This is a genomic window from uncultured Enterovirga sp., from assembly GCF_964242715.1.
Classification (GTDB): Bacteria; Pseudomonadota; Alphaproteobacteria; order Rhizobiales; family Beijerinckiaceae; genus Enterovirga.
Map to the genome: position 1 here is coordinate 1 of NZ_CAXTAZ010000014.1, position 20608 is coordinate 20608.

Consider the following 20608-nt stretch of genomic DNA (forward strand, 5'->3'; position numbering starts at 1 on the left):
TTTCGCGACGTGGCGCTCCATCTGGGTGCCGAGCACGAGCTCCGGCTGCAGCTCGACGATGCGGGCCTCGACCTCGAGGTAATCGTCGGTGATCAGAGCATCGAGGCCGTGGACTTTGGCGGCCTCGCGAACCTCGCGCGCCATCTCCCGGCTGTAGGTGCCGAGGCCGACCACCGCGAAGCCGAGTTCGGCCGCTGCGATCCGGGCGGCCGCGATCGCATGGGTCGCATCGCCGAAGATGAAGACCCGCTTGCCGGTCAGGTAGGTCGAATCGACCGAGCGCGAATACCAGGGCAGGCGGGAGGGCGAACCGGCGAGGGCGGGCGCCGGATCAACGTCGGCGAGCTTCGCGACTTCCGCAACGAAGTCGCGGGTGGCCATCACGCCGATCGGAACCGTCTTGGTCGAGGGCTGGCCGTAGGTCTTCTCGAGCCAGCGCGCCGCCGTCGCGGCGACCTCGGGATAGAGCACGACGTTGAAATCGGCATCGCCGAGCCGCGCGAGATCGGCCGGGCGCGCGCCAAGGGGCGCCGTGACATTCACGTCGATTCCGAGAATGCCGAGAAGACGGGTGATCTCGGCGACGTCGTCGCGATGCCGGAAGCCGAGCGCCGTCGGGCCGAGGATGTTGCAGCGGGGGCGGCCTGACCTCTCCTCTTCAGCGGGAGAGGTCGAGTCGGCGCCAGCCGACCGGGAGAGGGGGGCGACCTCTCCGGATGCCGTGGCTCCCCTCACCCGGTCACCCGCTGCCGCGGCTGACTCGACCTCTCCCGCTGAAGGGGAGAGGCGGGGCGCGGCCAGCGTCCGGACCAGCTGGTAAAACGTCTCCGCCGCGCCCCAATTCTCCTTCTTCTGGTAGGCCGGGAGCTCGAGCGGGATCACCGGGATCGGCAGCGCGAGCGCGCGGGCGAGGCCGCCCGGATCGTCCTGGATCAGCTCGGCCGTACAGGAGGCTCCGACGATCATCGCCTCGGGACGGAAGCGCTCGTAGGCGTCCGCCGCCGCATCCTTGAAGAGCTGCGCCGTGTCGGAGCCGAGGTCGCGCGCCTGGAAGGTCGTGTAGGTGACGGGCGGCCGCTTCGGCAGCCGCTCGATCATCGTGAAGAGGAGGTCGGCATAGGTGTCGCCCTGGGGGGCGTGCAGCACGTAATGCAGCCCCTCCATCGCGGTCGCGACCCGCATCGCGCCTACATGCGGCGGCGCCTCGTATGTCCACACCGCGAGCTGCATGTCAGGCCACCAGGCGGGTCCGCCGGACCAGGGGACGGGCGAACAACTCGGCCAAGTCGCCGGCCTGCTCGTAGCCCTGGATCGGCGTGAAGACGAGTTCGATGGACCACTTGGTGGTCAGGCCCTCCGCCTCGAGCGGGTTGGCGAGGCCGAGCCCGCACACGACGAGATCCGGCCGGGCGGCGCGGCAGCGGTCGAGCTGCTTGTCGACATGCTGGCCCTCGCTCAGCAGAGCGTCGGCGGGCAGGAGTCGGAGTTCGTCCTCCATATGCTGTCGGTGCAGGAAGGGGGTCCCGACCTCGACGATCCGCATGCCGAGTTCGCGCGACAGCATGCGGGCGATCGGGAGTTCGAGCTGCGAATCGGGGAACAGGAAGAGTCGCCTTCCCCCGAGTTCGGCCCGGTAGCGCTCCAATCCCCGGCGAGCGCGCGCTTCCGGCAGCGCGATGACCGTGCGAAAGTGCTCGGCCGGTATCCCGAAGGCATCGGCGGCGGCCTTGAACCAAGCGGTCGTGCCCTCGGCCCCGAGGGGAAACAGAGCCGGCAGGCGGCGGGCGCCACGCTCTTCGAGGGCCCGCGCGGTGTCGGCCAGGAAGGGCTGGGCCAGCAGCATGCGGGTATTCTGGCCGACGGGCGGCAGGTCGGCCGCCTTGCGGGGCGGCAGGAAATGCACCGGTCCGATCCCGAGTTCGTCGAAAAGACGCCGGAACTGGTCCTCGACCACGTCGGCGAGCGCGCCGACGACGAGAAGGGAGGGGGCCGCATCGTCGCCCGCGTCGGGGCAATCCGGCACGAGCGCCGCGAGGCACGCATCCTCGCCCTGCGTGAAGGTCGTCTCGATGCCGCTGCCGGAGTAATTCAGCACGCGCACGTCTGGCGCGAAGGTCTTCGACAGACGCTGCGCGGCGCGGGCGAGGTCGAGCTTGATCACCTCGGACGGGCAGGAGCCGACCAGGAAGAGAAGCCGGATGTCCGGCCGCCGCTCGAGAAGCCGGGTGACGACCGCGTCGAGTTCGTCGTTGGCGTCGGCAAGGCCGGCGAGGTCTTTCTCCTGCAGGATCGCCGTCGCGAAACGCGGCTCTGCGAAGATCATCACGCCGGCGGCGGATTGCAGGAGATGCGCGCAGGTCCGCGAGCCGACGACGAGGAAGAAGGCGTCCTGGATTTTGCGGTGCAGCCACACGATTCCGGTGAGGCCGCAAAACACCTCGCGCTGGCCCCGCTCCCGCAGGACCGGCCGCTCCACGGAGCTCGCGCCCGGAGCGGCGACACGGGCGCTCATGCGGCCGCCCCCGCGATTGTGCCGGCACCAGCACCCTGGAGCCGTGCAACCCGCAATTTCCACAAGAACTGGCCAGCATTGACGACGTAGCTGGCATAGGCGGCCAGTGCCAAGATCATGAGTTCGCGCGGGCCGAGACTGCCCGCCACGGCAGACGCCAGGTAAGCCGTGTGCAGAGCCAGGACCAGCATGCTGACCACGTCTTCCCAGAAGAAGGCCGGAGCGAAGAGATATTGGCCGTAGACATCGTGTTCCCAGATAGAGCCCGTGATCATGATGGCATAGAGAGCGAGGGTCTTCACGACGACCGAGATCATCGCGGCTTCGAGGCCGTCACCGGTCAGGAGGAAGCGCACGACCAGCGCCAGGCTCACCAGAAAGATCAGGAACTGGACCGGGGCGAGGATGCCCTGGACGAGGGTCCAGACGGAGGCGTCCCGCCTCAGTCGCTCCTCCGGGCTGTAGAGGGCCGGGGCACCTGGGAACCGTTCGGTCTCGCGACGGCTCATGCTGGAAACGCGCCTCCCGGGACCGTTCGCTCGACCCGTGACGGCGAACGTAATTCGCGTGGCGCTTGACTGTCAATCTAGCTTTACGTCAATCTGAGTTGACATTCGGCATGCAGCCTTACGGAGGGCAGGCCAGCCGTGACCACCACCACCGTTCGGCTTTGTGCAGCGCAGCGAATTTCGTCTCTGGCGGTGGCCGGCGAAGCGTGTTTAGTTTTGGACAACCGCGAAGTCAGAAGCGAGAAACCAGGTCGAGAACGCGCTTTCTTTCCTCTTCGACGTCTGAGGTTCTGCGCGGTCTTTGCCCCGGTACCCCGTCCCGATGGATGGGGGTGTGGAGGGGCTCATGGGAAACGTGGGTGTCATGAGGTCGGGAGTGACCTGGGGGCCGGCCGAACAGGAGGCGCTGGATCGCTGCCTGTCCGTGCCGGGATTGTCGGCGCGGCTCGAAGCCCGGGAGGCACCCCGCCGATTGTCGCGCATGATCGAGACGGAGATCATCCCGCGCCTCCTCCTCACGCATATCGCGGAGCCGGAAGAGGGGACCGTCCCGCAACCGGCCCTGACGCCCGCCGACGTCCGGGATTTCACCCGCATCGTCCTCGAGGACGAGGTCGCCGGGGTACTGAGCTACGCCGGGGCCATCCGGGAGGCGGGGCATTCGCTCGAAGACGTCTTCCTCCATCTTCTCGGGCCGACCGCCCGTCTCCTCGGGGACATGTGGGCGGCGGACCTGTGCAGCTTCACCGACGTGACCATCGGACTCTCGCGGCTGCAGCAGGTGCTTCGCGACCTGAGCCCGAGCTTCGAAGACGAGGACCGCCTCCATGTGCGGGGTCGGATCCTCCTCGCGTCAGTCCCCGGCGAGCAGCACAGCTTCGGGCTCTCCATGCTGGAGAGTTTCTTTCGACGTGCGGGCTGGGACGTCAGCGGGGGCGGGGCGCACGACCGGAACGAATTGTTGCGCCTGGCGCGAGAGGAACGGTTCGACGCGATCGGCTTGTCTCTGAGTTCGGACGTCTTGTACGAGCCTGTTCGGGCCCTTATCCCCGCCCTCCGGGCCGCGTCGAAAAACCGATCTGTCCTGATGATGGTAGGCGGGCGCTACTTCGTGGATCATCCCGATCATGCTACTCTGATCGGTGCCGACGTCGCGGCGTCCGACGCGCCCGACGCCCTCCGTCGGGCCGACGCTTGCCTGGGATTCGACCTTGCGCGCTGCTGAGAGGGACAGCCAGACGAGAAAGCCGTTCATGGAGACCCTCGGTACCGGCAAGCTCGTGACACAGTTCCGGACGCCAGCGCATTCGCTGGGACAGATCGGCGCCGATGTCGTGGGAAAGCTCATCGCGGCAGCGACGGACGTCGCGATCATCATCGACGCCGACGGTGTGGTCGAGGACGTGGCGTCGCACAGCGAAGAGCTTGCGGAACTCGGCAAGGACGAATGGGTCGGCCGGCCCTGGATCGACACGGTCACGGTCGAGAGCCGGGCCAAGGTCGAGGCCATGCTCGCGGATGCGGGCGGCGAGTCGCCCCGCCCCCGGCAGGTCAATCACCCGGTCCTCGGCGGAACCGATATCCCGGTCCTGTATTCCGCCGTGCCGGTGGGCGAGGGTGGCCGCATCGTGGCCGTGGGGCGGGACCTCCGTCCCGTTGCCGTGCTGCAGCAACGCCTCGTCGAGGCCCAGCAATCGATGGAGCGCGAGTATTCGCGTCTTCGCCATGCGGAGACCCGGTACCGGCTCCTGTTCCATCTCGCCTCCGAGGCCGTGGTCATCGTCGATGCCGCAAACTTGAAGGTGATCGATGCCAACCCGGCCACGGCCGATCTCATCGGGACCGATACGCAACGGCTCGTCGGAAAGTCGATGACCGACATCTTCGAGCCTGCGAGCCATGACGAGGTGCGGGCGCTTCTCGCGACCGTGAGAGCCGCCGGACGGGGCCAGGACATTCAGGCGCGCCTCGCCGGTACCGACCGTGAGCTGCGGGTGACGGCGTCCCTGTTTCGGCAGGACAGGTCCTCGCATTTCCTGGTCCGCCTCGGCGCCCTCCAGGTTGGCTCCGGCGCGATCATCGTACCGCGGACCAAGTCCCGTCTTCTCAGTGTCGTCGAGAACCTGCCCGACGGTTTCGTGGTGGCCGGCCTCGACCGCCGTATTCTGACCGTCAACCGGGCCTTCCTCGACATGACGCAGCTCGCATCCGAGGAGCTTGCGCGGGGCGAGCCGCTGGATCGCTGGCTTGGCCGCTCCGGGGTCGACTTCAACGTCCTCGTGGCGTCGCTGCGCGAGCACGGATCGGTTCAGCGCTTCATGACGGTGGTGCGCGGCGAATACGGTTCGGCGGAGGATGTCGAGGTCTCGGCGGTGTCGGTCGCGACGGGCGATCAGCCCTGTTTCGGCTTCACGATTCGTCATGCCGGACGCCGGCAGGCTCACGACGTCGCGCGGTCGGGCGAGGTGCAGCAATCGGTGTCGCAGCTGACTGAACTCGTCGGCCGGGTCTCCCTCAAAGACCTGGTCCGGGAGACGACCGACGTCGTCGAACGCCTCTGCATCGAGGCTGCGCTCGAACTCACGGCCGACAACCGGGCCTCCGCCGCCGAGATGCTGGGGCTGAGCCGGCAGAGCCTCTATGCCAAGCTGCGCCGCTACGGCCTCGGCGACCTGGACGGGGACGACGAGGACTGAGCAGCCTCGCCCGGCGGATTGGCCAGAAATCTCCGGTAGTGCCGCAGCATGTCGGGCAGGACCTCGAAATGCGCGAGCGCTCCGGCATCCAGCGCGACCCGGCGCCAGTTCGGCCGGTCCTCGATCCAGTCCGCCTCCGCGAAATCCTGGAATTCTCCGCGCGTCCCGTGCAGCAGCAGGACCGGCCGCTCGATCTGCTCGTAGATCGTCCGGATGTCGCCCGAGAAGAGCTTTCCGGACACGAAGGCATAGGGCGCATGCTGGGCACCCGGCTGGTGCGTGGTCAGATAGTCGTAGGCGAGGAGACCCTCGTCGATATGCTTCGAGCCCCAGGTCTTCTCGAGGAAGAAGCGGATGCTCGGCCGCGTGACCAGCAGATTGTAGAGTCCGCGGCTCCAGACCGGCACGCTCAGCGTGGCATGCAGGCCCCGGACCTCGCGGCCTGTGCCATTCGGTCCGCGTCTCGCGTCCGCTCCATGCTCGAAACCGGTCGGAGTCACGAGGCATAGCGTGCGGAAAGCCTCTGGCCGCCCGACGGCGGCGCGCCCGAGGAACTCGCCCGAGAGCGACAAGGCGAGCGCGTCGATGGCGCCCAGGCCCGAATCGGCCGCGATCTCGTCCACCATGTCGTGCAGGGCGTCGATATACAGGCCTAGCTTGTAGGACCGGTCCGAGCGGTCGGAGAAGCCGAAGCCGGGCAGGTCGACCGCATAGACGCGGCGCTCTGCGCACAGCGCCTCGAACAGGGGGCGGACCTCGTAGGCCGAGGCCGCCGCGTTGACGCTGTGGATCAGAAGCAAGGGCGCGCCCGAGCCGGACACGTAGTAGCTGAGCGGTCCGGCGCGCCGGGACATGACCCGGCGCTCGCCGGGCAGGGCAGGCGGCAGGGGGAACTGCTGCGGGAGCCCGTACCGGCCATAGGCGACGGCTCCCGCCACCGCCGTCGCGGACACGCCTGCCGCGATCCCGAGCCACTTGCCTAACGCCGTCGCCATCCCGGTCTCCCGTCACCCCGGCCTGCATATGGAGCAGCAAGCCTCTGACGACCAGTTCCACAACCGACGCGCCGATTGTCTAACTGTCTTGACAGTCAAGGCTGTCAAATCTAGCTTCACTCGATGCAGCGCGCGTCGGCCCTTACTGCCCCCGATCGGTCCCGTCCCGATCTCGCGGTGGTGCTCGAACTCTTGAAGCCGATCACCTGGTTCGCCCCGATGTGGGCCTTTCTGTGCGGTGTGGTGTCGTCGGGAGGCGCTATCGGAAACAGCTGGTTGCTCCTCCTGGGGGGTGTCATCCTGTGCGGACCGTGCGTCTGCGCGACCAGCCAGGCCGCGAACGACTGGTTCGACCGCCATGTGGACGCGATCAACGAGCCGGATCGGCCGATCCCGTCCGGCCGGATGCCCGGTCGCTGGGGCCTCTACATCGCCTTTGGCTGGACCCTGCTCTCCCTCCTGGTCGCCGCCCCGCTCGGGCCCTGGGCCTTCGCGGCGACGATCCTCGGCCTGACGCTCGCCTGGGCCTATAGCGCGCCGCCTTTCCGGCTCAAGGAGAATGGCTGGTGGGGCAACGCCGCCGTCGGGTTCTGCTACGAGGGCCTGCCCTGGTTCACCGGCGCGGCCATCATGGCCGGAAGCCTCCCGGACGGGCGCGTTCTCGCGACGCTCGCTCTGTATAGCCTCGGCGCCCACGGGATCATGACCCTGAACGACTTCAAGTCCGTCGAAGGAGATCGGCGGATGGGCGTCCGGTCCCTTCCGGCGACGCTCGGGATCGATACCGCCGCCCGGCTCGCCTGCTGGGTCATGGCCGTCCCTCAGGTCGTGGTGGCGGTGCTCCTTTTTGCCTGGAACGCGCCTTGGCATGGCGGGGCGGTCGTGGCGCTCCTTGCGGCCCAGGGGGCCTTGATGGCCAGGCTTCTCGCGGCACCGCGCGAGCGGGCGCCCTGGTACAACGCGACCGGCACGACGCTCTACGTTCTTGGCATGCTGGTCGCGGCTTTCGCGCTCAGCCGGATGGGCGCTCCATCGTGAAGGAGAAGGCTCCCCTCGGCTGGATCGGGATCGTCCGGCTCGGCCTCGTCCAGGCCGCGCTCGGCGGCATCGTCATCATGGCGACCTCGACGCTGAATCGGGTGATGGTGGTCGAGGCCTCGCTGCCGGCCATCGTGCCGGGGTTGTTGGTCGGCCTGCATTACGCCGTGCAGGTCCTGCGCCCCCGCCTCGGCTACGGGTCTGACCTCGGCCGCCGGCGCACGCCCTGGATTCTGGGCGGAATGGCCGTCTTGGCCTTCGGCTCGACGCTCGCGGCCGCCGCGACGGCCGCGATGGCCACTCACCCGGTCGCCGGGATCGCGGTCGCGATCCTGGCCTTCGGGCTGATCGGGCTCGGCGTCGGGGCGGCCGGAACCTCGCTCCTCGTCCTGCTCGCCTCGGCCGTCGACGAGCGCCGCCGGCCGGCCGCCGCTACGATCGTCTGGATCACCATGATCGCCGGATTCGTGGTGACGGCGGCGACCGCCGGCCATCTGCTCGATCCCTATTCTCCCCTCCGCCTCATCCAGGTCACGGGCGGCGTCTGCGTGACGGCCTTCCTGCTCGCGACGCTCGCGGTCTGGGGAATCGAGGACGGTGCACCGCGGCTCTCCCGGCCGAGCCCCCAGGAGCCGGCCGTGCCCTTCCGGCAAGCCCTGGGCGAGGTCTGGGCCGAGCCGCAGGCGCGGCGCTTCGCGGTGTTCGTGTTTGTGTCGATGCTGGCCTATTCGTCCCAGGATCTCGTGCTTGAGCCATTCGCGGGGGCCGTGTTCGAGATGGCGCCCGGGGCGACCACGAAGCTGTCGGGTACGCAGCATGCGGGGCTTCTCGCCGGGATGATCCTGGTCGCGGTCGCCGGCACGCTCTTCTCCGGCCGGACGCTCGGTGCGATGCGGACCTGGACCGCGGGCGGATGCTTGGCTTCCGCGCTCGGCGCGCTCGCGCTCCTGGCCGCGGCCCTCGTGGGCCCGGGCTGGCCGCTCGTTGCCACGGTCTTCGCGAGCGGCGTCGCGAACGGCGCCTTCGCGATCGCGGCGATCGCCGCCATGATGCAGCTCGTCGGCGCCGGCCGCGGATCGCGGGAGGGAGTCCGGATGGGCCTCTGGGGCGGCGCGCAGGCCGTCGCCTTCGGGCTCGGCGGCCTTTCCGGCGCCGCGCTCAGCGACCTCGGCCGGCTCGTCTTCGGCTCGCTCGGCCTCGCTTACGGAACCGTCTTCCTGGCCCAGGCCATCCTCTTCCTGTGGGCCGCGCATCTCGCCATCGGAGTGTTCCGGCCCGCCCACCCAAGCCGGAATCCGGCCGTCCCCCGAGTGCCGGACCCATCACCCGCCTTCAGCGGAGCCAGCGCATGACCGCCCTCGAAGAATTCGACGTCGTGGTCGTGGGGGGAGGCCCCGCGGGCGCAACCGCCGCGACCGATCTCGCCGGCAAGGGACTGCGAACCCTGCTGCTGGACAGGGCAGGCCGGATCAAGCCCTGCGGCGGCGCGATCCCGCCACGCCTGATCCGCGACTTCGCGATCCCGGAGGATATCCTGGTCGCGCGCGCGACGGGCGCCCGGATGCACTCGCCCGCCGAACGCCGCGTCGACATGCCGATCGAGGGCGGCTTCGTCGGCATGGTCGACCGCGAGAGCTTCGACGAATGGCTGCGGGTCCGGGCCGAAGAGGCCGGCGCCGTTCGGCGCTCCGGCACCTTCGAGCGGCTCGACCGAGACCCGGATGGGGTGACCGTCCTGCGCTACAGCGACAAATCCGGGGCGCCTGGCTCCGTCCGGGCCCGGAGCGTCATCGGGGCCGACGGCGCGCTGTCGGCTGTCGGCAAACAGGCGGGGGTCCCGGGCGCCGATCGAGTCCGGCACGTCTTTGCCTATCACGAGATCGTGCGGACGCCGCAGCATGCGGATGCGGCCTCCGCCCCATGCGACATCTATTATCAGGGCAAGCTCTCGCCGGACTTCTACGCCTGGATCTTTCCGCACGGCGACACGACCAGCATCGGCACGGGATCGGCCCGCAAGGGCTTTTCTCTGCGGGGCGCCGTCACGACGCTCCGGGACAGCACCGGCTTCGGGACCGCAGAGACCATCCGGCGCGAGGGCGCGCCCATCCCGATGAAGCCGCTTCGGCGCTGGGACAACGGCCGCGATGTCGTGCTCGCCGGCGATGCGGCAGGCGCGGTCGCGCCCGCGTCAGGGGAGGGGATCTATTACGCGATGCTGGGCGGGCGCCTCGCGGGCGATGCCGTCCACACCTTCCTGCAGACGGGAGACACCCGGGCTCTCCGCGCCGCCCGTCGCCGCTTCATGAAGGAGCATGGCCGCGTCTTCTGGGTGCTCGGGATCATGCAATGGTTCTGGTACCGCAGCGACGCGATGCGGGAGCGGTTCGTCAGCATCTGCCGTGATGCCGACGTCCAGAAGCTCACCTGGGAAGCCTATATGAACAAGCGCCTCGTTCGGGCGAAGCCCGTCGCGCATATGCGCATCTTCTTCAAGGATCTGGCTCACCTGTTCCGCCTCGTGACTCCGTGATCGAGGGCGCAGGAACCAGTTCAGAACGTGTCCATTGACCACGACAAGCCCGTCACCGCATCCGCGCAGACGGCCTGGAGGAGATCGCCCATGCGGAGTTTCGTGATCGGTTTCGCGCTCGTGCTCTCCGGCACAGGCCTGGCCCAGGCGCAGGACGCTGCCGCCGGCGAAAAGGTCTTCTCGCAATGCCGGGCGTGCCACCAGATCGGGCCGACGGCGAAGAACGCGGTCGGACCGGCTCAGAACGGTCTCTTGGGCCGCAAAGCCGGCACCTATCCTGGCTATGCCTACTCGAACGCGAACAAGAATTCCGGCCTGACCTGGGACGAGGCCACATTCCGGGAGTATATCCGGGCGCCGCAAGCCAAGATACCGGGCACCAAGATGGTGTATCCGGGCCTCAAGAACGAGCAGCAGATCACGGATTTGATCGCATTCCTGAAGCAATACGACGAGAGCGGGAACAAGACGGTCGCGAACTGACCTGCACCGCATTTCCGGAGCCTCGACCTTCGGGCCGGGGCTCCGGTCCGTCGGCAAGGCAGCGCGGAGGTCCGCTCAGGGCCGCCTTCTCATGACAGGTCGGGCCCGCACTCTCCGGATCGTCACGGCGCTCGTTGCTCTGGCCATGATGGGAAGCGCCCTCGTGGCCATCCGATCAGCGGAAGAGAGATTGTCGGTGCGGCGGACGAAGGTTGCCGGCACGCCTGCCACCATCTACCGCCCGGCCGGAGACGCCCGCGGCCCTGCCGTCGTCGTGGCGCATGGTTTCGCCGGATCCCAGCAGTTGATGCAGGCTTTCGCGACGACGCTGGCTCGCAGCGGCTATCTCGCCATCACCTTCGACTTCCCGGGTCACGGCCGCAATCCGAAGCCGCTCGCGGGCAGCATCACGCGGGAGGACGGTGCCACGAGGGCGCTCGTCGCGGAGACGTCCCGGATCGTCGATCTCGCGCTCACCCTCGGCGATGGCCGGCTCGCGCTTCTCGGGCATTCGATGGCCTCGGACATCGTCGTCCGGGTCGCCGCGGCGCGGCCGGAGGCGACGGCCACAGTCGCAGTCTCGATGTTCTCTCCTGCCGTCACGCCGTCGAGCCCTCGCAACCTGCTCGTGATCTCGGGCGAATGGGAGGGCATGCTGCGCCGTGAGGCGCTGCGCGCCGTCGGACTCGTCTCCGCTCCCGCCACGCCGGAGGAAGGCAAGACCTACGGCGACGTCGCGAGCGGGCTCGCCCGCCGGGCTGCGGTCAGCGGGAGCGTCGAATATGTCGGCGTCCTCTACAGCCAGGATGGCCTCAGGGAGGCCGTGACTTGGCTCGACATGTCCTTCGCGCGCGTCCGGACCGATCCTCCCTATCTCGATCGGCGCGGGCCCTGGATCCTGATCCTGCTCGCCGGGGCGGTCCTGCTGGCCCGGCCGCTGGCCGGCCTTCTCCCGGTCGTCGCGGCCGCCCCCGCGGGTGCGGGCCTCGGATGGCGCCGCCTGTGGCTGCCGCTCCTCGCACCCGCCGTCGCGACCCCGCTCATCCTCCGGCTCGTCCCGACCAACGTCTTGCCGGTTCTGGTCGGGGATTACCTCGCGGCGCATTTCGCGCTCTACGGCCTCCTCACGGCATCGTGCCTGCTGTGGGTGCGACGGCGAGGTCCGTCGCCGGTCCGCATCGCGGCCTCGCGAGCCGCGCTCATCGCCGCCGCCTCGGCCGCCATCGCCTACGGCTTCGTCGGGCTCGTCTGGCCTATCGACACCTATGTCACCTCCTTCGTCGCGGGCGGCCTCCGGTCGGTGCTCGTCGTTGCCATGCTGGCCGGCACGCTGAGCTATGTCCTGGCCGACGAGTGGCTGACGCGGGGGCGGGGGAGCGCCAGAGGCGGCTATGCGGCATCGAAGCTGGCGCTGCTCCTCTCGCTCGCGCTTGCCGTCGCGCTCGACTTCGAACGACTGTTCTTCCTGATCATCATCCTGCCCGTGATCCTGCTCTTCTTCGTCGTCCACGGACTGTTCAGCAGCTGGATCTACGGCCGGACGCGACATCCCTTCGTCGCGGGCGTGTCGAACGCCGTTGCGCTCGCCTGGGCGATCGGGGTCACTTTTCCGCTGCTCGCGGCCGGAGGGTAGGCAGGATCGGATCCCTCATCCGTCAATACATCCGGCCGCCGACCGGCACATCGCGGTCCGGGCCGATCAGCATGACCTCGCCATGCTCGTCCGGTACGCCGAGGGTGAGGACTTCGGACATCATCGGGCCGATCTGACGCGGCGGGAAATTGACCACGCAGAGGATGAGCCGGCCCGGCAGGTCCTCGAGGGTGTGATTGCGGGTGATCTGCGCCGAGGAGCGCTTTTCCCCGATCTCCGGCCCGAGATCGATCGTGAGCCGGAAGGCGGGCTTGCGGGCTTCCGGAAAGGGCTCGGCCGCGACCACGCGGCCGACCCGGATGTCGACCTTGAGGAAGTCGTCGAAGGTGATGCGGTCGGAAGGTGTGGCCATAAGCGTGTCCGTCCCGTCACTCTGGCGGCGGGAGGCCTCGCTTACGGGGCGGCGCGGCCCGAGGGAAGTCCGCCCCGGACATAGACCGCGGCCACCGGATCGTCATGGATCCGCCGCCAGCCGGCCGCTCCGTCGAGATGCCGGGCCTCGGCCGATGTCGGCCTGACCAGCGCCCAGGTGACCCGGTAGCGGTCGAGGAGCGCGACGAAGGCCGTGCGATCCTCGGCCCGCACCGCCCGGTACACGCCCGAGATGAAGCCTTGGAGGAAGAGCTGGTCGGTGCGGCCGTCGATGAAGGTCGGGACGCCGCGCGCGATCAGGAAGCCGCCGAAGTCATAGTCGTTGTAGAGCGGACCCGCGACGCCCGCCCGCTGCGCCGCCGCGAGGGCCGCGGAGGGCGTGACGGCCGCGGCCGGCTCGGGCCGGGTCGTCGCCGCGAGTCCAACGGCGGCGAGGCCCAGGATGGCGAGCGCCGTCCACCGAACCCTTGGGCCCGCGCCATTGGCGTTCGCTTCGGGGACCAGCGTCGGCCAGCGCCTGAGAAGGGGAGCGGCCGCGATCACGGGCGCGACGAGCGCGAAGACGTCGAGGAAGCGGGTGTGACGCACCGACAGCGCGGTCAGCAGGAGCAGGATGGCCATCCGGGCCGCATTGGCGCGCGGGGCGGAGGCGAGCGCGGCCACGAGGGCGGCCGCGGAGGCGAGGGCCGTCAGGCCGATCGCATCGAAAACCAGGGGCTGCCACTCGGTCAGGAAGGGCAGCGACTCGCCGCTGCCGAAGAGACCGGCCGTCACCGCCATGGCCCGGATACCGTAGGGCGAGGCGCAACCGGCCGCGAGCGAGGCCAGGCCGAACAGGCCCCACCGCCAGGCCAGCGCCATGCGCCGCCCGGATGGGGCCGCGAGCACGGCCTCCGCCGCCATCAGGCCAGCCAGCGGGTAGGCGATCGTGAAGCTGCCATGCAGGTTCGCCCAGAGCGCCAGGAGTGCGAGAAGCCAGGGCGAGGGCGCCCTCCCGCGCTCGACGGCCGCGACGAGGCCCATCGTCCAGAGAAGGAGCGGCAGCAGCGCGAAGACATGGGGCCGGGCGAGGGCATGCGGCGCCAGGAACATGATCGGCAGCGCTGTGAGGGCAAAGGCGACGCTCGCCCGGAGGCGGCGCTGGAGCCAGCCGAACAGGGTGGATAAGGTGGCCGAGAGCGCAAGCGCCGCGACCGCCACGACGCCCGGCCAGCCCGCGGCCGCATAGGCGCCCGCGAGCAGGAGCTGCGACAGCCATTCCTTGGCGATCCAGGGCGCCCCGGCGAAGGTGTGGCTGTGGGTGTCGGTCCAGGGCAGCCCCCGATCACGCCAGATCTCGGCCCCGATCGCGACGTGCCATTGCGTGTCGGAATCGCCGAGCAGACGGTCACCCAGCAGTATCAGGCCGACAAGGACGGCGCCGCCGAGAAGCAGCGGGTCGGCCCAGCGGAAGCCCGGTTCGGCCGAGGCAGGGCGGGCCTGCCGAGCATCCGGGGCGGCGAGCGTGGCTGCTCTCATGGTGCGTCCGTCGAAAGGCGAGAGCCTGACAGAGGGTGATTGCGGTTCGGTTACGGCGAAAGCCGAACCACCCTGCAGGCCCCGAGAAGCCGGGACGAGTTGCACCCTCCCGCCCTCCGACCATATTGAACCGATGCGACTGACCCTCAGCCTCTCGGACAGCCCGGAACGGACCACCGTCGAGCGCGCCATTGCCGAACTGCGCATGGGCCGTCCTGTTCTGCTCGACGACGCGGCCAACGCTGCCCTCGTCCAGGGCATCGAGGACCTGACCCCGGATCATGCTGCGAAGCTCGACGCCATCGCGGCCGGCGGGGCGCGGCTCGTGCTCCCGGCCGCCCGGCTGAACCGGCTCGGTCTCGAGCGGAGCGAGAACGGGGTCGTGGCGCTGCCGCGCGTCGATCCCGAGCGGATCGCCTCGCTCGCCTTCGCGATCGATGCCCGGATCGACGCGCCGGTCCGGGGGACCTCGTCCCTGGACGAGGATGCGCTCGAACTCGCCCGCCTCGCGCTGGCGCTGCCGGCCGTGGTCGCGATCCCGCTCGGGCGCTCGATCGAGGTCGACCATTCCGTGCTGCGGGTGCCGGCTGCCTCGGTTCGCGCCTACCGGGCCGCGCGGGTGCGCGACCTCAAGATCGTCGGCCGCGCCCCTGTCCCGTTGGAGGGCGCGCCGGAGACCGAGTTCGTGGTGTTTCGCGGCGGCGAGGGACTGCGCGACCAGATCGCGGTCGTGATCGGGCGTCCGGACATCGCCGAGCCCGTGACCGTGCGGCTCCACTCGGCCTGCCTGACGGGCGACCTGTTCGGCAGCCTGAAATGCGATTGCGGCGACCAGCTGCGGACCAGCGTCCGGTTCATGGCGGAACAGGGCGGCGGCGTGCTCCTGTATCTCGACCAGGAGGGCCGCGGAAACGGCATCGCGAACAAGATCCGGGCCTACAAGCTGCAATCACAGGGCTACGACACCTATGACGCCGACGAGATGCTGGGCTTCGGTCCGGACCAGCGCCGGTTCGATTTCGCGGCCGCCATGCTGGACCTGCTCGGCATCCGGCGCGTCAACCTGATCACCAACAATCCGGACAAGATCGAGGCGTTGACGAAGGCCGGGATCGACGTCGTGACGCATCGGCGCTCGCCCGGGCGCACGACGCCCGAAAACCTTCTATATCTCACTGCGAAACGCGACCGTTTCGGTCACCTGATCGAGCTCGAGCCGGGTTCGGCCGGCAATCGATCTCGCGCCGATTGAGGCCGCGTCCGGTCGGGTCAGAGGCCCCGTAGCCGGACGCCGCGGCCGACGCCGTCGGCTGCGACGAACAGTACGCCGGCCTTGTCGAAGGCGGCGACGATCTGCTCGGCGGAGGCGGCCTGGAGCCCGTGCCTCTCCTTCTCGAAGTCGCGAACGGTTGAGCGCGAGACATCGGCCCGTTCCGCCAGCTCTTCCTGGGTCCAGTCGAGAAGGCCGCGGGCCGCCCGGCACAAGGCCGGCGACAAGGCCGAACTCTGGAGCTTGCGTGTCGGCAGAGGGTTGTTCCTCACCCGTTAACAACCATATTGGTTGGGAATGAGATGGGTGCGGGCTTTGCGAAGGGCAAGGTCCCGTCCTCGAACAGGAACCGATGCACCACACCTCGCTGATCGCCACCATCGTGGCCGGCCTCGGCCTCGCCTTCATCTTCGGTACGCTCGCGCAACGGGTTCGGCTGTCGCCGCTCGTCGGCTATCTCGTGGCCGGGATACTGATCGGACCGTTCACGCCCGGCTATGTGGCGGACCAGGAACTCGCGCCGCAACTCGCCGAGATCGGCGTCATTCTCCTGATGTTCGGCGTCGGCCTGCACTTCTCGCTCGCGGACCTTCTCGCCGTGCGGGCGATCGCGATCCCGGGCGCCGTCGGCCAGATGGTGATCGCGACCGGCCTCGGGATGGGCCTCGCCTGGCTGCTTGGCTGGCCGATGGGCGGGGGCCTCGTCTTCGGGCTCGCCCTCTCCGTCGCCTCGACCGTGGTGCTGCTCCGCGCCCTGCAGGAGCGCCGGCTGGTCGAGACCGAGAAGGGCCGGATCGCTGTCGGCTGGCTCATCGTCGAGGACCTCGCGATGGTGCTGGCGCTCGTGCTTCTGCCGGCTGTGGCGGGCCTCCTCGGCGGCAAGGCCGATGGCGGCGCAGCGCCGGTCGCGCCGGGCGGTCTCGCGGCTTGGCTGAACCCGCAGAGCGTATGGGCTGTCCTCGGCCTCACGCTCCTCAAGCTCGTAGGATTCGTGGCTGCCATGCTGGTGGTCGGCCGCCGCGTCATCCCCTGGATCCTGCATTACGTCGCCCATACGGGGTCGCGCGAGCTGTTCCGCCTCTCGGTCCTCGCGATCGCGCTCGGCTGCGCCTTTGGCTCGGCCGAGCTCTTCGGGGTTTCCTTCGCGCTCGGCGCCTTCTTCGCCGGGATGATCCTCGCGGAATCGCCGCTCAGCCATCAGGCTGCGCAGGAGACGCTGCCGCTGCGGGACGCCTTCGCGGTCCTCTTCTTCGTCTCGGTCGGCATGCTGTTCGATCCCAGCATCCTGATTCGGCAGCCGGGTCCGGTCCTGGCGACCCTCGGCATCATCGTGATCGGCAAGTCGCTCGCCGCACTCGCGATCGTGCGGGCCTTCGGCCACCCCCTGTCGACCGCGCTGACGATCTCGGCAAGCCTCGCGCAGATCGGCGAATTCTCGTTCATCCTGGCGACGCTCGGGATCAGCCTCGGTCTTCTCCCAGAAGCCGGGCGGGACCTGGTCCTGGCCGGCGCCCTCCTGTCGATCATCCTGAACCCGCTCGTCTTCGCGGCGATCGACCGTTGGGGAGCTCCGAGGACCGAGGGAGGCCCGTTGCCCCGCGCCGCATCGGACGATCTCGAATCGGAGGCGCCGATCCTGCCGCGCACGGCTCTCGTCGGCCACACCGTCCTGGTCGGCCACGGGCGGGTCGGCAGCCTCGTCGCCCGGTCGCTCAGGGATGCCGGCACCCCGTTTCTCGTCATCGAGGAGCGTGATGGCGCGGTCGAGCGCCTCAGGCGGGACGGCATGGAAGTGATCGCCGGGTCGGCCGGACAGCCCGGCCTGCTCGATGCCGCCAATCTGGGCAGCGCGCGCTGGCTGATCAGCGCGATCCCGAACCCGTTCGAGGCCTCGAACCTCATCGAGGCCGGTCGGGCCGCGAACCCGAACCTGCGCATCGTCGCCCGGGCGCATTCCGATGCCGAGGTGGAGCACCTGCGCCGCTACGGGGCGGATTACATCGTGGTCGGCGAACGCGAGATCGCCCGCGGGATGGCGGCCTACGTGTCGGGCGCGATCGGCGATGACGATATGCCGGCGCCCTCCGCCCTTCCGGCCAGGCCGGAGGAACCCGCTTCGCGGGAGGAGCCCTCTACCCTCCGTGAGCTCGATACCCCCGACACCCCGGCGCGGTCCGACGACCCTGTTGTGGCCGACACCGGCCGCTGAGAGCGCCTATTCGGGCTTGATCCCGGCCGTCTCGACGATCCGACCCAGCCGTTCGACATCGGTGGCGATGAGCCGGCCGAGCGCGGCCGACCCGCGCCCGGCGCCGGCGGGTGCACCTGCCGCGAGATCGGTGAAGCGCTGGCGCACCTCGGGATCGTCGAGGGCCGCGGAGAGGGCCGACTCGAGCTGGGCCAGGATCGCGGGCGGGGTGGCGCGCGGCGCCGCGAGCGCGTTCCAGACGCTGAGGTCGAAGGCCGGGACGCCGCCCTCTGCGAAGGTGGGCACGTCCGGCATCTGCGGTACCCGGGTGGCGCCTGTCACGCCGATTGCCGTGACGCTTCCGCCATTGTGCATCGGGATCATCGTGACGGTCTGGTCGATGACGGCGTCCACGACCCCTGCCACGAGGTCGTTGATCGAGGGTCCGGAGCCGCGGTAATTCACCAGCGTCGCCTTGGTGCCGCTCGCGCTCGTGAAGGCCGCGGCCGCGAGATGGCTCGTCGAGCCGATCCCGGCCGTGCCGAAATTGACGCCGCCCTCCTTCGCCTTGAGCCGCTCGACGAAGGCCGCGAGCGTCGTGATGCCCGACTTCTTGCTGACCGAGAGCACCATCGGGACCGTGGCCACGAGGCCGACCGGAACGAGGTCGCGGCGGGGATCGAAGGAGAGCTGCGGATAAAGCGATACGTTGGCCGCGAGCGAGCCCATATTGCCGAAGCTGAGCGTGTAGCCGTCGGGCTCGCCCCGGACGACGCGCTGCGTGCCGGTCGTCCCGCCCGCTCCGCCGGCATTCTCGATGATGACCGTCTGGCCGAGCTGGGCGCCCATCGCCTTGCCGATGATGCGGGCCAGCACGTCGGTCGTGCCGCCCGGGGCATAGGGCACGACGAAGGTGACGGGCCTGGAGGGAAAGGGCTGCTGCGCTAGGGCCGCCGGGGCGGCCGCCATGAAGGCGATCGCCGCCCACCAGATACGCTTCACATTGTCCTCCCGGTGCGCTCGTGGAGTCCACCGTTGTCAGACAATCAGACCATCTTCAAGCGCCCCTCTTCGCGGGCCACTCATCCCGGCCGCGCTGCTGCTCCGAGATGACGGCCTAGGAAGGCGGAGACGCGGGCGGCGGAATCGAGCTGGGCCGCGCCGATGAAGCCGTGGCCCTGGTCGGGGTAGATCTTGATCTCGTAGGGCGTGCCGAGCCGCTTCAGCATCGCCTCGAAGGCGTGGGCGTGTTCGATGCCGACGACGCCGTCCATCTGACCGTGCAGGATCAGCGTCGGGGGGAGACGCTTCACCCGGCCGTGCACCCCGTCCAGGACGGGGCCGAAATAATCCACGAGCGCCTTGATGCGCGTGTCGGCCCCGGCCGTGTCGATCGCGAGCGCGGCCCCGAGCGAAACGCCGACGATCCCGATCCGGGCCGGATCGACCCCCGGATGGTTCGCGATCCAGGACACCGCATCCCGCGTGACCGTCATCCAGGTCGGATAATCCTGCTTGATGCGCGAATAGACGACCCGCCGGTCCCGGGTCCGATCAAGGTAATGCACGAAGCCGACATGGTATCCGGCCGAGGCGAGGACGCGGGCGGCGAGGCGATACCCTTCTGCGAAGGTCAGGCCGTCGGCGCCATGCAGCAGCAGCACGGCCGGCCCCGTCCCGCTCCCGGCCGGAAACCATTCCACGCCGATCGGAAGGCCGCCCGAGGTGAAGCTTTCCATGCCGGCTTTCGTCCCCTGGTCGCCTGCTCGCGCATCCGAAGCCACCACCAGCGAGGCAGCCATCCCGACCGTGATCTGGCGTCGATCCACCATCGTCACCTCATGAGGACCGGCGTCAGATGGTGCGGCGCAACGCGGCGGCAAGCGGCGACGATTGCGGCAGATCGCGGCACATGAACGTCGTATCACGAGCCGAACAGTTGCCGGTGGTCGACTCACCATGACATGCTGGCCGTTCGTTCGTGGAGCCTCCGATGACCGAGACCCTCAAGGCTATGATCGAGGCTGCGCAGCGCTTGCGTCCCACGCCCGAGGATCGGGAGAAGCAGCGCCGTAGTTTCGCCTTCGGAAACACCGCGTTCGAGAACTCCCTGATCACCCGCGAGATGATCGACCAGCAGGCGGAGAAGCTGGAGCGGGAGCAAGACGCGGATGACCGATCCCGTGCGTGAGGAGCGACACAGCCAGGCGCTCGAACCGGAAATCATCACCGATCCTCACGCCAAGGCGGAAGCCGAAGGGCGGAACGGCCTACGGCAATACGATCTCGCCGTTCAGTTCGTCTTCGAATCCGTGGAGAGACAAAGCTTCCGCTTGCGGCCATCGATGGTGTTGTCCCTTCATCGCGAGGCCTTGCGAGGGATCAGCTCCTATGCTGGCAACTTCCGGCCGGGTGATGTCGAGATAAGAGGCAGCAAGCACGAACCGGTTGGTGCCCATCTTGTTGCGGCGCTTGTTGAAGACATGTGCGACGAGGTGAACGAGCGCTGGATAGACGCGACCGCCATACAACTCGCCGCCTACGTAATGTGGAGGCTAAACTGGATCCATCCTTTCGCGGACGGAAATGGGCGTACGTCCCGAGCCACCTCTTTCGTCGTCCTCTCGGCGAAGCTTGGCGGAGTGCTTCCGGGAACGCCGACCTTCCCCGAGTTGATCGTAAGCCATCGAATATCCTACGAAGATGCGCTCGATGCGGCAGATGATGCCTGGAAGCGACAGGTACTGGATCTGTCGAAAATGGAGGCTCTCCTCGAGAGCCTTCTAGCCCAGCAACTCGCGCGCGTGTTCGAAACCGCCGGCGGTCGGGCCTGACTTCGC

Annotated in this window: 20 protein-coding genes; 11 read left to right on the forward strand and 9 right to left on the reverse strand. The window is 69.0% G+C overall.

Annotation, left to right across the window (positions count from 1 at the left end; all coding sequences use genetic code 11):
• The 3 genes from ACFE87_RS09210 to bchF form a co-directional block, all read right to left on the reverse strand.
• The coding region (locus ACFE87_RS09210; RefSeq protein ID WP_375459329.1) for a nitrogenase component 1 at positions 1-1230 on the reverse strand (1230 nt) is incomplete at its 3' end.
• A gap of 1 nt (position 1231) precedes the next feature.
• The gene (locus tag ACFE87_RS09215; protein ID WP_375459330.1) at positions 1232-2512 is read right to left on the reverse strand and encodes a ferredoxin:protochlorophyllide reductase (ATP-dependent) subunit N; all 1281 of its coding nucleotides are present in this window, start codon (positions 2510-2512) and stop codon (positions 1232-1234) included.
• Positions 2509-3021 (reverse strand): 2-vinyl bacteriochlorophyllide hydratase, encoded by a 513-nt coding sequence (gene bchF / locus ACFE87_RS09220; protein WP_375459331.1) that lies wholly within the window; start codon positions 3019-3021, stop codon positions 2509-2511. Before bchF ends, ACFE87_RS09215 begins: the two co-directional genes overlap by 4 nt.
• A 364-nt stretch (positions 3022-3385) precedes the next feature.
• On the opposite strand from bchF, the gene ACFE87_RS09225 reads away from it, so the two are divergent.
• Positions 3386-4246, forward strand: coding sequence for a B12-binding domain-containing protein (locus ACFE87_RS09225; protein WP_375459332.1), 861 nt, complete (start codon positions 3386-3388; stop codon positions 4244-4246).
• A 28-nt stretch (positions 4247-4274) separates the two neighbouring features.
• Positions 4275-5717: a transcriptional regulator PpsR gene (ppsR, locus tag ACFE87_RS09230; RefSeq protein ID WP_375459333.1), complete on the forward strand. Its 1443-nt coding sequence runs from the start codon at positions 4275-4277 to the stop codon at positions 5715-5717.
• Here the strand turns inward: ppsR and ACFE87_RS09235 are convergent.
• A complete protein-coding gene (locus ACFE87_RS09235; protein WP_375459334.1) occupies positions 5678-6712 on the reverse strand; it encodes an alpha/beta fold hydrolase in 1035 nt (344 codons plus the stop codon). The genes ppsR and ACFE87_RS09235 overlap by 40 nt on opposite strands.
• Before the next feature lie 123 nt (positions 6713-6835).
• Between ACFE87_RS09235 and chlG the strand changes: the two genes are divergently transcribed.
• The 5 genes from chlG (at position 6836) to ACFE87_RS09260 (ending at position 12399) form a co-directional block, all read left to right on the forward strand.
• Positions 6836-7750: a chlorophyll synthase ChlG gene (gene chlG, locus ACFE87_RS09240; RefSeq protein WP_375459335.1), complete on the forward strand. Its 915-nt coding sequence runs from the start codon at positions 6836-6838 to the stop codon at positions 7748-7750.
• Positions 7747-9102, forward strand: a complete 1356-nt coding sequence (locus tag ACFE87_RS09245) for a BCD family MFS transporter (RefSeq protein ID WP_375459336.1) — start codon at positions 7747-7749, stop codon at positions 9100-9102. Before chlG ends, ACFE87_RS09245 begins: the two co-directional genes overlap by 4 nt.
• Positions 9099-10283 (forward strand): geranylgeranyl diphosphate reductase, encoded by a 1185-nt coding sequence (locus ACFE87_RS09250; RefSeq protein WP_375459337.1) that lies wholly within the window; start codon positions 9099-9101, stop codon positions 10281-10283. The genes ACFE87_RS09245 and ACFE87_RS09250 overlap by 4 nt, the downstream gene beginning before the upstream one ends.
• A 90-nt stretch (positions 10284-10373) precedes the next feature.
• Positions 10374-10766, forward strand: a complete 393-nt coding sequence (locus tag ACFE87_RS09255) for a c-type cytochrome (RefSeq protein WP_375459338.1) — start codon at positions 10374-10376, stop codon at positions 10764-10766.
• 91 nt (positions 10767-10857) lie between these two features.
• On the forward strand, positions 10858-12399 hold the full coding sequence (locus tag ACFE87_RS09260) for an alpha/beta hydrolase (protein WP_375459339.1): 1542 nt from the start codon (positions 10858-10860) through the stop codon (positions 12397-12399).
• Positions 12400-12421: 22 nt separating this feature from the next.
• Here the strand turns inward: ACFE87_RS09260 and ACFE87_RS09265 are convergent, their stop codons facing one another.
• Entirely contained in the window at positions 12422-12772 is a 351-nt protein-coding gene (locus ACFE87_RS09265) for a tRNA-binding protein (RefSeq protein ID WP_375459340.1), read from the reverse strand.
• 41 nt (positions 12773-12813) lie between these two features.
• Complete coding sequence (locus ACFE87_RS09270) at positions 12814-14310, reverse strand: hypothetical protein (RefSeq protein WP_375459341.1); 1497 nt, start codon at positions 14308-14310, stop codon at positions 12814-12816.
• A gap of 133 nt (positions 14311-14443) precedes the next feature.
• Between ACFE87_RS09270 and ribA the strand changes: the two genes are divergently transcribed.
• The gene (gene ribA / locus ACFE87_RS09275) at positions 14444-15562 is read left to right on the forward strand and encodes a GTP cyclohydrolase II RibA (RefSeq protein ID WP_375459342.1); all 1119 of its coding nucleotides are present in this window, start codon (positions 14444-14446) and stop codon (positions 15560-15562) included.
• Positions 15563-15579: 17 nt separating this feature from the next.
• Here the strand turns inward: ribA and ACFE87_RS09280 are convergent, their stop codons facing one another.
• Entirely contained in the window at positions 15580-15852 is a 273-nt protein-coding gene (locus tag ACFE87_RS09280; RefSeq protein WP_375459343.1) for a helix-turn-helix transcriptional regulator, read from the reverse strand.
• Positions 15853-15932: 80 nt separating this feature from the next.
• Between ACFE87_RS09280 and ybaL the strand changes: the two genes are divergently transcribed.
• Entirely contained in the window at positions 15933-17789 is a 1857-nt protein-coding gene (gene ybaL / locus ACFE87_RS09285; RefSeq protein WP_375459344.1) for a YbaL family putative K(+) efflux transporter, read from the forward strand.
• Positions 17790-17795: 6 nt separating this feature from the next.
• Here the strand turns inward: ybaL and ACFE87_RS09290 are convergent, their stop codons facing one another.
• Both ACFE87_RS09290 and ACFE87_RS09295 read right to left on the reverse strand, forming a co-directional pair.
• On the reverse strand, positions 17796-18770 hold the full coding sequence (locus ACFE87_RS09290) for a Bug family tripartite tricarboxylate transporter substrate binding protein (protein ID WP_375459345.1): 975 nt from the start codon (positions 18768-18770) through the stop codon (positions 17796-17798).
• A gap of 80 nt (positions 18771-18850) precedes the next feature.
• On the reverse strand, positions 18851-19600 hold the full coding sequence (locus ACFE87_RS09295) for a dienelactone hydrolase family protein (RefSeq protein WP_375459346.1): 750 nt from the start codon (positions 19598-19600) through the stop codon (positions 18851-18853).
• Between the two features lie 161 nt (positions 19601-19761).
• Between ACFE87_RS09295 and ACFE87_RS09300 the strand changes: the two genes are divergently transcribed.
• Complete coding sequence (locus tag ACFE87_RS09300) at positions 19762-19959, forward strand: hypothetical protein (RefSeq protein WP_375459347.1); 198 nt, start codon at positions 19762-19764, stop codon at positions 19957-19959.
• A complete protein-coding gene (locus ACFE87_RS09305) occupies positions 19940-20602 on the forward strand; it encodes a Fic family protein (protein WP_375459348.1) in 663 nt (220 codons plus the stop codon). Before ACFE87_RS09300 ends, ACFE87_RS09305 begins: the two co-directional genes overlap by 20 nt.
• Positions 20603-20608 lie beyond the last annotated feature (6 nt).